Origin of the sequence: Plantactinospora sp. CA-294935, from assembly GCF_050936445.1 — a bacterium.
In the GTDB taxonomy this organism is placed as follows: Bacteria; Actinomycetota; Actinomycetes; order Mycobacteriales; family Micromonosporaceae; genus Plantactinospora.
Map to the genome: position 1 here is coordinate 9594363 of NZ_JBNJMU010000001.1, position 12308 is coordinate 9606670.

The window sequence follows — 12308 nt, forward strand, 5'->3', positions numbered from 1 at the left end:
GTCAGCGCCTGCCCGCCGCCGGTGACGGGGCGGCACGGCTGAGAAGTTTGTCGGCGACGGTGGCGCCACCCGTCCCGGTGCCACCACCGCACGGGTCACACGGTCAACACGATCTTGCCGCGGGCGTGCACGGTCTCGACGAGCGAGATCGCCTCGGCGGTCTCGTGCAGCGGGTACGTCCGCTCGATCATCGGCGTGATCTCCCCCGCCGCGACGAGCCGGGCGAGCTGGTCCAGGTCGTCCACCCTGGTCGTCGCGGTCAGTACGCGCAACCGCTGGCGTACGAACGGTGCGGTCGCCAGGACGGTGACGAGCAGTGGCAGCGGACCCAGCAGCGGGCCCCCGGAGCCGGTCGAGCAGACGTACGACCCGGTCGGGGTGAGCAGCCGGCGGATGGCGGAGAGGCGCTGGCCGCCCGCGAGGTCGATGACGGCGTCGAACCGGTCCGACCCCCGGGTGACGTCCTGCCGGGTGTAGTCGATCACCCGGTCGGCACCGAGCGAGCGGACCAGCTCGACGTTGCGGGTGCTACAGACGGCGGTCACCGTCGCCCCCCGCCGCTTCGCCAGTTGCACCGTGAAGGTGCCCACCCCACCGGAGGCGCCGTTGACCAGCACGGACTGACCCGCTCGCAGGCCGGCCCGGCGCATCGCCTGTAGCGCGGTGGTGGCCGCCACGGGCAGCGTCGCGGCCTGCTCGTCGGTCACCCCGGCGGGCCGCCGGGCCAGCCGATCCGCGGCGACCGCCGCGTACTCGGCGAACCCGCGCTGGTTCACCTCCCCGAAGACGGCGTCGCCGAGCGCGAGCCGGGTCACCCCCGGCCCGACCGCCTGGACGGTCCCGGAGATGGCCCGGCCCAGCACCGTCCGGTTCGGACGCCGCAGCCCGGTCGCGAGGCGGGCGGCGCGGGGAAGACCGCGCAACCAGACTCGGTCACCGTGGTTGACCGAGGCCGCGCGGACCCGGACCAGCACCTCGTGCTCGCCGACTTTCGGCATGTCGACGTCGCCGTAGCGCAGCACGCTGGGCGGGCCGTACTCGTCGTGGATGATCGCCTTCACGGTCTCTCCCCGGTCGTCTGAGGGGTCTGCGGGCAGGCTGCGGGTACCCGCGTCGACGGTGCTGACGACGGCGTACCGGGTCGGGCGGTGCGGTGGAGGGTGTGCGGTGCGGGCGGTCAGCGGCGGCGGGCCTGGCCGGCGGCCTCGCCGATGGTGTGCAGGATGGTGAGGACGGCCAGCACGACGAGGCCGGTGTTGATCCACCCGGATACGCCGGTCGACCAGCCGGCCGCGGCGACAAAGGCGGGACTGAGCACCCGGTCGGTACCGGCCAGCCAGATCAACATGGCCGGGGTGGCGAGGTTGACCAGGGATCCGGTGATGCCCAGGGCAAGGTTCCACCGCAGGTAGTACTTCGCGTACGCGAAGCCGAGGCTGAGGACCGCGACCGCGAGGAAGGCGTACACGACTCCGGTCTCCCACAGCCACGGCGAGAGGATTCCGACGGGCCGATCGGCGGCGTCCCGCTGGGTGCTCAGCACCGGTGACAGCAGGACGAGGCTGCTGAAGAGGACCAGCGCCGCGGTCTCGCTGATCAGCTCGGCGTACCGGCTGCGGCGGCTGGGTGGCTCCGGCAGCGCGGCGGGGGTCCACCGGCCGGCCCGCCAGCCGGCCGCGTGCCGCCGGTGGGCGACGCGCTCCACGACCGCGAAGGCCAGCGTGGTCCAGAAGGCGATGTGGACCGCGACGGTGGCCGCCGTCCCGGCGGCGGTGCCGAGCACGCCGGCGACGGTGTCGCCCTGGACCGTCCGGAGCAGCGCCACGCCCACCACGGAGGCCGGCAGCACGGTGGCGAGCAGGATCCGTAGCAGCCGGGTGTAGTCCCCGAACAGCCCGGGCCCGATCAGGTACGGCGGGCGGTCCGCGTACCCGGCGGCCAGCCGGGCCGGGTCGCCGAGTTCGGTGAGGACCGCGATCTCCGCCTCGGCCGGGTCGGCCCCGGACTCGCGCCGCTCGTCGATCGCGTCGGCGATCGAGGTACGCAGTTCCCGTTCGACGTCGGCGCGTTGCCGCCCGGGCAGTCGCCCGAGGGCCGCCGCCAGGTAGCGGTCGGTGAGGGTGCCGGGAGCGGTCGTGGTCATAGCTCATCTCTCAGGGTGCGGAAGGCGGCGTCCAGCGTTTCCCAGTCCTGGCTCAGCAGTTCGGCGATGTCGAGGCCCTCGCCGCTGGTGCGGTAGAACTTGCGCGGCCTGGACTCCTCGGTGTTCCAGTCGCTGGTCAGCAGCCCCTGCTTCTCCAGGCGGCGCAGCAGCGGATAGAGCGTGTTGGCGTCGACGGCGAACCCGCGCCGGCCGAGCAGTTCCAGCAGGGCGTAGCCGTAGTTGGGCTTCTTGAGGATCAGCAGGCAGGCAAGCACGACGGTGCCCCGTCGCAGCTCCTGCAGGTGCGTCGAGAGAAGCTCGTCGTCCGGCATGACCACCACGATACCGTGTGGCACACACTAATGTAAGAGCACATACCGTCGTGTGGACGACAGCGCTTCTCCGCCGCACCGACGGGTAGGCGAGAATGTTCGACGTGGCGGTAGCGGGTGCGCAGTTCCTGCGGATGGTGGACAGGCTCGCCGAGGCCGAGGGGGCCCAGGCGGGCGACTACACCTCGTTCAGCGTCCGGGGCAGGCGCTTCGGCTACCACTGGCCCCGTACCAGGACGGTAGGGCTGAAGCAGACGCTCTCCGAGCAGGCGGCGCTGGTCGCAGAGCGGCCGGACGTCTTCGAGGTGCAGTTCACCTCCGGCGGCTTCGGCTGGGTCGTGGTGCACCTGCCCCGGATCGACGCGGACGAACTCGCCGAACTGGTCTACGAGGCCTGGTGCCTCTCCGCACCCGAAGAACTCGTCGACGCACATCCGCTCACCGTCCGGGACGCCGCAGCCCCACCGCAGCCCTGACCGACCCGGTCGTCCGGGCCGACCCGTCGCGACACGCCGACCGGAACTGACCCGTCCGGCAGGTCACGCCGCACCGGGCCTCGGTGGACTGTTCGCGCTGTTCATCGTGAGTTCCGGCGGGTGTCACGTCGAAAAGTTGGGATGTTGCGAGATCAACGGCAACACCGACCGCTCCTGTGGAGGCACCCCACCCATGTCGCAGTCCCCGCTGACACTGCCCCGTCGTTCCTTCCTCGCCCTCGGCGGTGTCGCCGCCGGCGCGGCGGTGCTGGCCGCCGAGCCCGCCTCGGCGACGTCCGCCGACACGAACGACCGGCTCACCCTGCCGGGGTACGTCTTCACGCTCGGCGTCGCGTCCGGCGACCCGACGCCGGACGGCGTCGTGCTCTGGACCCGGCTGGCGCCGGACCCGCTCGCCCTCGACGGGCTCGGCGGGATGCCCGGCCGCACCGTGCAGGTGCGCTGGGAGGTGGCGGAGGACGAGGGGTTCCGCCGGGTGGTGCGTCGCGGAGTCGAACGGGCCGCCCCGGACTGGGCGCACTCGGTGCACGCCGAGGTGCACGGCCTGCGGCCGGACCGGGTGTACTGGTACCGGTTCCGGATCGCCGACCAGGTCAGCCCGGTGGGACGGACCCGTACCGCGCCCGCGCCCAGGACGGCGCTGCGCGCGATGAGCTTCGCGTTCGCGAGCTGCCAGGCGTACCCCGACGGCTACTTCACCGCGTTCGCGCACCTGGCCCGGGAGGAGCTGGACCTGGTCGTCCACCTCGGCGACTACATCTACGAGGGCGGCGGCGCCGGCTCGATCGGCCGCGCCCACCTGCCGGCCGCCGAGACGTTCTCGCTGACCGACTACCGGATCCGGTACGCCCAGTACAAGCTCGACCCGGCGTTGCAGGCGGCGCACGCGTCCGCGCCCTGGGTGGTGGCCCCGGACGACCACGACGTGGAGAACAACTGGGCCGGCGACCACTCGCAGCCGGACACCGAGCCGGACCAGGACCCGGCCGTGTTCCGGCTCCGCCGGGCCGCCGCCTACCAGGCGTACTACGAGAACCTGCCGCTGCGCAGGTCGTCGATGCCCCGTGGCCCGGAGATGCAGGTCTACCGGCGTCTGCGGTTCGGCGACCTGTTGCAGCTCGACGTGCTCGACACCCGGCGGTTCCGGGACCAGCAGCTCACCGACCCGTCGCTGCGGTGGGACCCGAACCGGCAGATGCTCGGCGCCAGGCAGGAGGCGTGGCTGCTGGCCGGACTGAACGCCTCCACCGCCCGGTGGAACGTGCTCGGCAACCAGATCTTCGCGATGGAGGCCGACCACGAGGCGGGCCCGGCCGAGAGGTTCGGCATGGACACCTGGGACGGGTACGCCGCCGCACGGCAGCGGCTCTTCGACGGTGTGGTGCGGCGGCGGGTCGACAACTTCCTGATCGTCACCGGCGACGCGCACCGCAGCGTGGCCGCCGATTTGAAGTTGAACTTCGCCGACCCGAACTCGCGCACGATCGGTACCGAGTTCCTCGGCACCTCGATCAGCTCCGGCGGCAACGGGACCGACATGGACGCGCTCGGCGTGACCTGGCTGGCCGAGAACCCGCACATGCGGTTCCACAACTCGCAGCGCGGATACCAGGTGTGCCACCTGGGCCGGCACGAGATGCGCACCGACTACCGGGTGGTGCCGTTCGTCAACGCCCCGGACGCCCCGGTCTCGACCCGGGCCAGCGTCTACGTGCAGAGCGGACGGCCGGGCGTGGCGCACGTATCGGCGTGACGGTCAGGCGCGCGGGCGGAGATCGACGACGGCGGTCTCTGCCCCGCCCAGCCGGTGCCCATCGCGCCGCCGGGATCGATTCGTTTACGCGCCGATCATCCACGCCCGGACGCCGCGCCGGCAGGCAGAACAACCAAGATGGGGCCGGCGTGCGGGCCGACCCCAGTGCGCGCCGGCGTAGCAGCGGTGACCACCAGCGCGTACGGTCGGAGTCGATGACCTCGTGCGGGAGGTGGCCCACCATGGAGCCTGTCATCGAGCCCGGTACGACCCCGGGCCAGCGGATCAAGCTCTACCGTAAGCGCGCCGGTCTCACCCAGGAAGTAGCCGCCCAGCTCAAGGGCTGCACCGTCAGCGCCTGGCGAAAGTGGGAGTCCGGCGAACGCTCCGTCAACAGCATCGGCGACTGGATCGACATCGCCCGGATCCTCAAGGTCCGCGACCTGTACCGGCTGACCGGCCTGCCCGTAGGGCAGCTACCGGACGAGCCGGGCGAGCACGAGAGCGTTGCGCCGATCCGGGCCGCGCTGCTCGCATACGCGCCGTCTCTCGACGGGGCGGAGCCGGATCTCGACGCGCTGAGCCGGTCGATCGCCTGGGGATGGGACACCTGGTACGGCTCGGGGGAACGGTACACCCGGACCGGGCCCCTGCTCGCCGAACTGATCCACACCACCCGGGCCACCGTGGCCGCGGTCGACGGCGAGCAGCGGCGCGACGCGCTACGGCTGGCGGCCGAGGTGTACCTGCTCGTGCGGGCGTACGGCAAGCGGCTCGGCGCCTTCGACATCTCGATCCTCGGTGCCGACCGGGCGGTGGCCGCCGCGCACGACGCGGACGATCCGCTGTACCGGGCCAGCGCGGCCTGGCACATGGCGAACGTGCTGAGTGCGACCGGCCACACCGAGGAGTCTGCCGCGCTGTGCCGGGACGCAATCGCGGACCTGAAGGACGTTTCCGGGGTGACCGAGGCTGATCGGCATGCGCTGCTCGGTGCCCTGCATCTGATGCTGGCGGTCCAGGACGCGCGGCTGCGTCACGACGGCGCAGCGGCGGATGCGCTGGACGTTGCCGAGCGGACGGCGGGGGTGACCGGCGAGACGACCACCCATCATCTGTTCTTCGGGCCGACGAACGTCGGGGTGCACCGGTCGGCGGTGGCGTTGGAGGTGTCCCGCGCCACGGAGGCCCTTCGGATCGCGGAGCGCGTCGACATCGAGCAGACGCCCAGTTTGGAACGGCGCCACGCGCACTACTTGCATCTTGCTCGGGCGTACGCGATTCGGCGGGAAGATCTGGCGGCCGGTCACATGCTGCTACGCGCCGACCAGGAGATCCCCGAAGAGTCCAAGCTGAACGTGATGATCCGGGCTGTGTTGCGGGAGTTGCTGGTACGTGAGACCCCGACGACCCGGCCGGTCGTGCGGCCCCTCGCCGAGCGCCTGGGCATCGGCTGATCAGCCCCGACAACTGCCACGCGGTGGGGTACTCCCCCGCAGCGTGACGGTGCTGCGTGCCCGAACCCGTACGGTCCGTTACGGGACGCATCGACACGACCTGTAGCCGTCCGGGCGGACAGGGTTGCGTCCCGGCCGGTCCGGGGCCCCGTCCCCCGGACGCCCCGGGCCGGTGCCGGATGAGGTGGAGAGTGGCGCTCCGTGACGTAGCGCTCCGGGGCGCCACGGACCGGGAAGGACGGGCGTGGACAGCATCGTGGACCAGCAGCAGACCGACGAGCAGATCGTGGCCGAGCATCTCGCCGGGCATCGGTGTACGGAGTGCGCGCCGCGGGGCGGTTGTATGCGGATGCTTCGGGTCATCCGCCGCCGCCAGGCGCGTGCCGACATCGCCGCCGCGCTCGCCCCCGGACCGGGGGTGACGGAATGGTGATCCGGATGGTGCGGCGCTGGCTGACCGTGGAGTGGCCGGTGCCGGTGGAATGCGCGTTCGCCCGCCTCGTGCTCGGCACGCACGCGCTGCGGGAGTGTGGCCGGTGCGGGCCGGACGGCTGCCCGCTCTGGTCGTGGGCGACCGAGGTCCACCGCCGGGAACACGCCGTGCGGGTGCTGCTCGGCGGCACCCTGCCGGCGGCGGTCACGGCCGGGGACGTCCGGGCGGCACTGGAGCGGGTCCGGTGAGCATGGTGCCGGAGAGCGCGCCCGGCCTGGCGGTCACCTGGGCGCACCAGATCATCACCGACCACGCCGAGGGTCGCGGCTGCGGCCAGTGCCGGGCCCGCTGGTGCCCGACCGCCGAGTGGGCACTCTGGGTCGTCGTCACCGAACACTCCCCGCCGCCCGGTGAGGGCGGGAAGAAGCTCGTGACCACTGTCGCCCGGCAGGTGCTCACGGCGCACTGGCCGTACGGCGTCGACGGCTGCCGTCCGTGCGGACTGCCGGACTGCACCCGGATGCAGGTCGCGGCGACCTGGCTGGACGTCGTCCGGGACGACTACCTGCCGCCAGCGGTCCAGGCCCTTCGGCCCACGGCGGTCCCGACCGATGACGACCTGCGCCGCATCACCGGCATGGACTGACCAGAGGAAGAGGACGTGGTGGTGCATTGAGTCAGGCCCGGCAACAGGCGAACGATGCGGAAAGACGACCCCGACCTCTTGGAAGGCCGGGGCCGCTCTGCGTAGCGGTGCGACGAACCCGCAGCTACCGCTGACCGGACGGCAGGTCCGGTCGTTCCACCCGTACCGGGTTGCCGCGTACGAGTTCGTCGTGGATGCGCCAGCGGGCGGCGGTGACGGCCCGGCCCGCCGCCTGGTCGCCGTCCGCGATGCGCTGCCGGATCAGCTCCAGGGCGAGGCGGCGGTTCTGGCTGAACTGCCGCTCGGTGTCGACCACCACGACGATCCCGGAGGGACGGTGGGTGGCCCGCACGGCGGTGCTGGCCTTGTTCCGGTGCTGCCCGCCCGGGCCACCGGTACGGCAGCCGACGATGTCGACGTCGGACTCCGCGAACGACGTCCGGGGAGCGTCGACCTGGCAGGGGCGGGCGACGACGTACCAGTTCTTCCGGCCGGTGCTCGCCCGGTAGGGGCTCGATGCCTGCCAGCAGAGGGTGCCGGTCCACGAGCCGGTGAACTCCTCGGCACCGGCTCCGGAGATCTCCACCAGTACCGATCGAAAGGTGCCGGGCCGGTCGCCCGGGACGGTCTCGACCCGGGACGTGCGCAGGCCCCGCCGGAGGGCCTCCGCCTCCAGCCGGTGGAGCAGCCGGGCGACCGCCCAGGCGCACTCCTGCGGGCCGCGCCCGGCCGAGATCAGCAGGTGGTGCCGGTTCCGCGCGGCGCTCACGAGCGCCCCCGGCCGCGGCGGTGGTCGCGGCGGTCCCGTCGGCCGGCCGGGCGGGCGTCGCCGCCCCGGTCGACCGTCTTGTACGTCACCAGCGGAACCGTCGTGGCCGCCGGGGTGGCGAGGCCGTGCTCGGCCAGGTCCGCGATCACCTGCTCGATCCGCTTGTACGCCGTCGGCGCCTCCTCGAACAGCAGTTGCCGGTCGCCGCAGACCACCAGCGACCCCACCGGGGTACGGCGGAGTTCCTCGACGGTGTGCTTGGCCCGGCCCCGGCGCAGCGCGTCGGCGCGGGACATCTTGCGGCCGGCGCCGTGTGCGACGGAGAAGTTGGCCTGCGGCCCGGCGTGGGCGGCCACCAGATAGGAGCAGGTGCCCCGGGTACCGGCGATCAGCACGTCCCGGCCGTCGCCCGGCGCGGCTCCCTTGCGGTGCAGGTACGCCCCGTCCCGGACCTCGACGAGGTTGTGGCACTGGTCGACGATCGGCTCGGTGACCCTGGCGCCCAGGGCGTGCAGCACCCGGGCGGCGAGAAGTCGACGGTTGACCGATCCCCAGCGTACGGCGGCATCGTGCAGTTCGAGGTAGCCGGCCGGATCGGCGGCGGGGCCCGCGCCGTGCCGCTCGGTGTGCGCCCGCAGGATCCGCTCGCCGAGCCCTCGGGATCCACTGTGCACGATCAGGACGAGGTCGTCGGCGGCGAGCCCGAGCCGGGCCGTGTGGCCGGGGTCGAGGACGGTCTGGATCCGCGCCAACTCCACGAAGTGGTTGCCTCGGCCCACGGTTCCCAGCCCGTCGAGGTGGCCGGCCGGGATCTCGCCGTCCACGACGGCCCAGGCCGGGTCGTCGGCGTCCCGGTCCGGGTGCAGGGGGATGTCGAGATCGGGGAAACGGCGGGCGACCTGCTCGGGTACGACCCGCTTCAGTCCGACGGGGAAGACCGCGATACCGCAGCCGATGTCGGAGCCGACCAGGAACGGGTACAGCACGGTCGACGTCATGGCGGCGCCGATCGGGGCACCCTTACCGGGGTGCAGGTCCGGCATGCCGGCGACGGAGCGCATGCCGTCGAGCGCGGCCACCTGGTGGCACTGGTCGACGGCGTCGGACTCGATCCAACTGCGGGCGGAGGCGAAGACGGTGACGGTGGCGGACCCGGCGGTCGGGGCGGACTCCGGCCGGGACTTCTGCTGCGACAAGGACGCTCTCTTCTGCGGACGGTAGGAAGGACGGACGGCGCTACGGCTCAGCCCGGCGCGCGACGGCGCGGCGTTGGGAACCTCGGCTCAACTGGGGTAGTGCCCGTCAGAACGTCATGACCCCACCCTGCTGGAATCCGGCAGGGTGCGGCAACCGGTTTTCGGCGCCCCGTCCCGGGGCCGGCGCTCAGGAGTCCGCGCGGTCCTGCGGATCAGCGGCGACTACATCGCGCATTCCAAGTACATGATGATCGAGGGGACCTACGCCGGTGTCCGGGACAGCAAGTGGGCGATGAGATGAGTGAACCTTTTCAACCTGAACCGCATGGCGCTCAACAGGAGAGCGCCTCCTCCACTGTGCTCGGCCGCGCATCCGACTTTGCGGTCCATCGGGCCACAGGGGAGGTCGAGACAGATTTATTGATTGACGATCGTCATTGTTATGATCGATGAACCGGTTCCGGAGCGGGTCAGGTGGCAGCCGAAGCGGCGCTTACCCGACGACCCGCCGACGACGCTGGCAGGTTAGCCGATCCCGTGGAGGACATCGTGGACCACCCGGAAACGACACAGCTCTCGACGACAGCCGTTCCAGCGGCGCCTCGGGCACGCCGGTGGGCCCGGCAACGCCGGTTGGTGGGCTTCCTTCGACTTCCCCTTGCGGTCTGCCGTGACCGCAGGTGGCAGTCGGGGCGCAGGCACGTCGCGGTTCAGATCGAAAAAGGTTCGGTCCGGATAGCCGTCGTCGGTGCGCTGGCCGGCGCGGTCATCGCGCTGACCGGCTCGCCGAGCCTCGCCGCCACCGGAACAGTCACGGTCAGCAGCCCCGACGGCCAGCAAATCATCCTGCGGAACCCGGCCGAGGGCTGCTACAGCGCGTCAAAGCAGCTTCCGGCCGGCACCAGGGTCCAGAACGGGACCAACGTGTATATCGTGCTCTATCCCGGAGTCGGTTGCACCGGTCTCATCTCCATCGCCGTGTCGCCGGGTAGCTCCGCATCGTTCGCGCTCGGGAGCCTCCGGGTGCTGCCGTAGTCGGCGCCGGGTTGCCCCCGCGGACGGCCCCTGAGCTTTGCGCCAGGGGCCGTCCTTGCCACCCGGCGGGCCCCGGCTCAGCTCGCGACCGCCGGCTGTCCCTTCCAGTCCTCGGCGCGGGTGTGCGGGATCGGTGCCGGCCGCTCCACCACCGTCGTCAGCTCGATTCGCCGGCCTTCGGCGGCCGACCGGAGCAGCGCGGTCATCGTCTCGAGCACGTGCAGCGCGAAGTCGCCGCCGGCCCGCGGCGGGCGCTGACCGTCGGCCCTGACCAGGTCAATCAGGCCCAGCCCCCGGGAGCCATCGGCATAGCCCGCCCGGGGTTCGAGCGTGCGCCACCCGGTGCCGCCGAGCGGGAAGAGCCGGACCTCGCCGTCGAAGCGGTTCGGATCGGGTACCGCGAGGCTGCCCGTCTCACCGTGCACCTCGATCGGTGCGGCCGTGGTCGCCACGCCGTCGAAGCTCGTCGTGATGGTGGAGAGGGCGCCGTCGGCGTGTTCGAGTACACCGGTCACATGACTGTCCACCTCGACCGGGATCCGCTGGCCGGCGCGCAGGCCGGAGCCGATGACGCGTTCGGCGCGCAGCCGGCTGGCGGCGCCGACCACCGCGCGTACCGGCCCGAGCAGGTGCACCAGGGCCGAGATGTAGTACGGACCCATGTCGAGCAGTGGACCACCACCCGGGGCGTAGTAGAAGTCGGGGTGGGGGTGCCAGCGCTCGTGCCCGGGCGTGACCATCACGGCCGACGCGGAACTCGGGCGCCCGATCAGGCCGCCGTCGATCGCCGCGCGGGCGGTCTGGGTACCCGTGCCGAGCACGGTGTCCGGGGCGCAGCCCAGCCGGACGCCGGCCGATCCGGCCCGCTCGACGATCGCGCGGCCCTCCGGGAACGTGACGGCGAGCGGCTTCTCGACGTAGACGTTCCTGCCCGCGTCGATCGCGGCGAGCGAGATGTCGGCGTGCGCGGCGGGGATCGTCAGGTTGAGCACCGTCCGCACGTCCGGATGGTCGAGCAGCCGCGCGACGCTCGTCGCCTCGGCACCGGGCAGCGCGGCGGCGACCGCCGCCGACCGGGCGGCATCGAGGTCGGCCACCGCGACGATGCTCAGCTCGGGGTGCTTGGCCAGCGTCCCCAGGTACGCCCCGGAGATGACCCCGAGACCTACTATGCCGACGCCGTGCGAGCCGCCCACAGCATCCCCCTCTCGATGACGGTACGCACGCTCGGGTGCTCCAGCACGTCGAGGCTGTGTCCCGGGGTCGTCACGACGATCCGCCCGGCACCCCAGCGACGGGTCCAGATCGCCGGCGAGGTGACCGGCCGGTGCCACGGCTGCCACTGCCGGGTCGGGTGTGTCGTGGTGGCCAGCACGTCGATCAGGTCGTCGTGCAGCACCCAGTACTGTTCGGTGACCAGGTCGAAGTCCTCGATCCCCGCGGTGATCGGATGCTCCCGGCCCAGCTCGGTGATGTTCACCGTGTGCGGCAGGAAGTTGTCCTCCTCCCCTCCGTGCCGCTCGCACGGCTCCTTGCCCGGATGGGTCGCGAACTGGCCACCCACCAGGTGCAGGTAGTCGGAGGAGGCCCGGAACGAGTCCGCGATGCCGCCGTGCCAGCCGGTGAAGCCCGTCCCGGCGACGACGGTGGCACTGAGCCCGCTCAACTGCTCCGGGGTGATCTGCGACATCGTCACGCACTGCACGACGAGGTCGGTGTCGGCCAGTTCGGCGGCGTCGGCGTAGATCTCCGTCGACCCCTCGACCCGTACGGCGTAGCCGTTGCGTTCGAGGAACGGGATGAACAGTTCCGTCGCCCTGACCGGCTGGTGCCCCTCCCACCCGCCGCGAACCACCAGTGCCCTGCGCTGTGCCACGCTCGCTCCCTCTCCCGCCCGTCGCCCCGGCAGGCTCGCGCCGCCCGGGCCGGCGTGCCGCCGACGCCCGCACTTGTCGATCACTGAAACCGTAGCCCGCCCGGCTCGCGGGGTCACGGTGATCTGAGCCCTTGCCGACATGCCGCTGGAACTGCCCGGGTCAGGCCCTGA

Annotated in this window: 15 protein-coding genes; 8 read left to right on the forward strand and 7 right to left on the reverse strand. The window is 72.2% G+C overall.

What is annotated here, in order from left to right:
* Positions 1-95: 95 nt before the first annotated feature.
* The 3 genes from ACQEVC_RS41560 to ACQEVC_RS41570 form a co-directional block, all read right to left on the reverse strand.
* Positions 96-1061 carry an NAD(P)-dependent alcohol dehydrogenase gene (locus ACQEVC_RS41560; protein WP_432889420.1) on the reverse strand — a complete coding sequence of 322 codons (966 nt, stop codon included), beginning with the start codon at positions 1059-1061 and terminating at the stop codon, positions 96-98.
* Positions 1062-1177: 116 nt separating this feature from the next.
* Positions 1178-2143 carry a permease prefix domain 1-containing protein gene (locus ACQEVC_RS41565; RefSeq protein ID WP_432889423.1) on the reverse strand — a complete coding sequence of 322 codons (966 nt, stop codon included), beginning with the start codon at positions 2141-2143 and terminating at the stop codon, positions 1178-1180.
* A complete protein-coding gene (locus ACQEVC_RS41570; protein ID WP_432889426.1) occupies positions 2140-2475 on the reverse strand; it encodes a PadR family transcriptional regulator in 336 nt (111 codons plus the stop codon). The genes ACQEVC_RS41565 and ACQEVC_RS41570 overlap by 4 nt, the downstream gene beginning before the upstream one ends.
* Positions 2476-2579: 104 nt before the next feature.
* Here ACQEVC_RS41570 and ACQEVC_RS41575 point away from each other — a divergent pair, with 104 nt between their 5' ends.
* The 6 genes from ACQEVC_RS41575 to ACQEVC_RS41600 all read left to right on the forward strand — a co-directional run bounded on the left by ACQEVC_RS41575 (position 2580) and on the right by ACQEVC_RS41600 (position 7261).
* Positions 2580-2951 carry an MmcQ/YjbR family DNA-binding protein gene (locus ACQEVC_RS41575; RefSeq protein ID WP_432889428.1) on the forward strand — a complete coding sequence of 124 codons (372 nt, stop codon included), beginning with the start codon at positions 2580-2582 and terminating at the stop codon, positions 2949-2951.
* Positions 2952-3144: 193 nt separating this feature from the next.
* Positions 3145-4725 carry an alkaline phosphatase D family protein gene (locus ACQEVC_RS41580; protein ID WP_432889431.1) on the forward strand — a complete coding sequence of 527 codons (1581 nt, stop codon included), beginning with the start codon at positions 3145-3147 and terminating at the stop codon, positions 4723-4725.
* A 242-nt stretch (positions 4726-4967) separates the two neighbouring features.
* The gene (locus ACQEVC_RS41585; RefSeq protein WP_432889434.1) at positions 4968-6182 is read left to right on the forward strand and encodes a helix-turn-helix domain-containing protein; all 1215 of its coding nucleotides are present in this window, start codon (positions 4968-4970) and stop codon (positions 6180-6182) included.
* Between the two features lie 244 nt (positions 6183-6426).
* Positions 6427-6615, forward strand: coding sequence for a hypothetical protein (locus tag ACQEVC_RS41590; RefSeq protein WP_432889436.1), 189 nt, complete (start codon positions 6427-6429; stop codon positions 6613-6615).
* Positions 6609-6863: a hypothetical protein gene (locus ACQEVC_RS41595; RefSeq protein ID WP_432889439.1), complete on the forward strand. Its 255-nt coding sequence runs from the start codon at positions 6609-6611 to the stop codon at positions 6861-6863. The genes ACQEVC_RS41590 and ACQEVC_RS41595 overlap by 7 nt, the downstream gene beginning before the upstream one ends.
* Complete coding sequence (locus ACQEVC_RS41600; protein WP_432889441.1) at positions 6860-7261, forward strand: hypothetical protein; 402 nt, start codon at positions 6860-6862, stop codon at positions 7259-7261. The genes ACQEVC_RS41595 and ACQEVC_RS41600 overlap by 4 nt, the downstream gene beginning before the upstream one ends.
* 124 nt (positions 7262-7385) lie before the next feature.
* Here ACQEVC_RS41600 and prfH read toward each other — a convergent pair whose 3' ends face one another.
* Positions 7386-8030, reverse strand: a complete 645-nt coding sequence (gene prfH, locus ACQEVC_RS41605; RefSeq protein ID WP_432889443.1) for a peptide chain release factor H — start codon at positions 8028-8030, stop codon at positions 7386-7388.
* Positions 8027-9226, reverse strand: a complete 1200-nt coding sequence (locus ACQEVC_RS41610; protein ID WP_432889445.1) for an RNA ligase RtcB family protein — start codon at positions 9224-9226, stop codon at positions 8027-8029. Before ACQEVC_RS41610 ends, prfH begins: the two co-directional genes overlap by 4 nt.
* Positions 9227-9371: 145 nt before the next feature.
* Between ACQEVC_RS41610 and ACQEVC_RS41615 the strand changes: the two genes are divergently transcribed.
* On the forward strand, positions 9372-9527 hold the full coding sequence (locus tag ACQEVC_RS41615; RefSeq protein WP_432889447.1) for a hypothetical protein: 156 nt from the start codon (positions 9372-9374) through the stop codon (positions 9525-9527).
* A gap of 335 nt (positions 9528-9862) precedes the next feature.
* Positions 9863-10261 carry a hypothetical protein gene (locus tag ACQEVC_RS41620; RefSeq protein ID WP_432889449.1) on the forward strand — a complete coding sequence of 133 codons (399 nt, stop codon included), beginning with the start codon at positions 9863-9865 and terminating at the stop codon, positions 10259-10261.
* A 77-nt stretch (positions 10262-10338) separates the two neighbouring features.
* Here ACQEVC_RS41620 and ACQEVC_RS41625 read toward each other — a convergent pair whose 3' ends face one another.
* Complete coding sequence (locus ACQEVC_RS41625; RefSeq protein ID WP_432889451.1) at positions 10339-11457, reverse strand: Gfo/Idh/MocA family protein; 1119 nt, start codon at positions 11455-11457, stop codon at positions 10339-10341.
* On the reverse strand, positions 11430-12137 hold the full coding sequence (locus tag ACQEVC_RS41630; protein WP_432889453.1) for a ThuA domain-containing protein: 708 nt from the start codon (positions 12135-12137) through the stop codon (positions 11430-11432). The genes ACQEVC_RS41625 and ACQEVC_RS41630 overlap by 28 nt, the downstream gene beginning before the upstream one ends.
* Between the last annotated feature and the right edge of the window lie 171 nt (positions 12138-12308).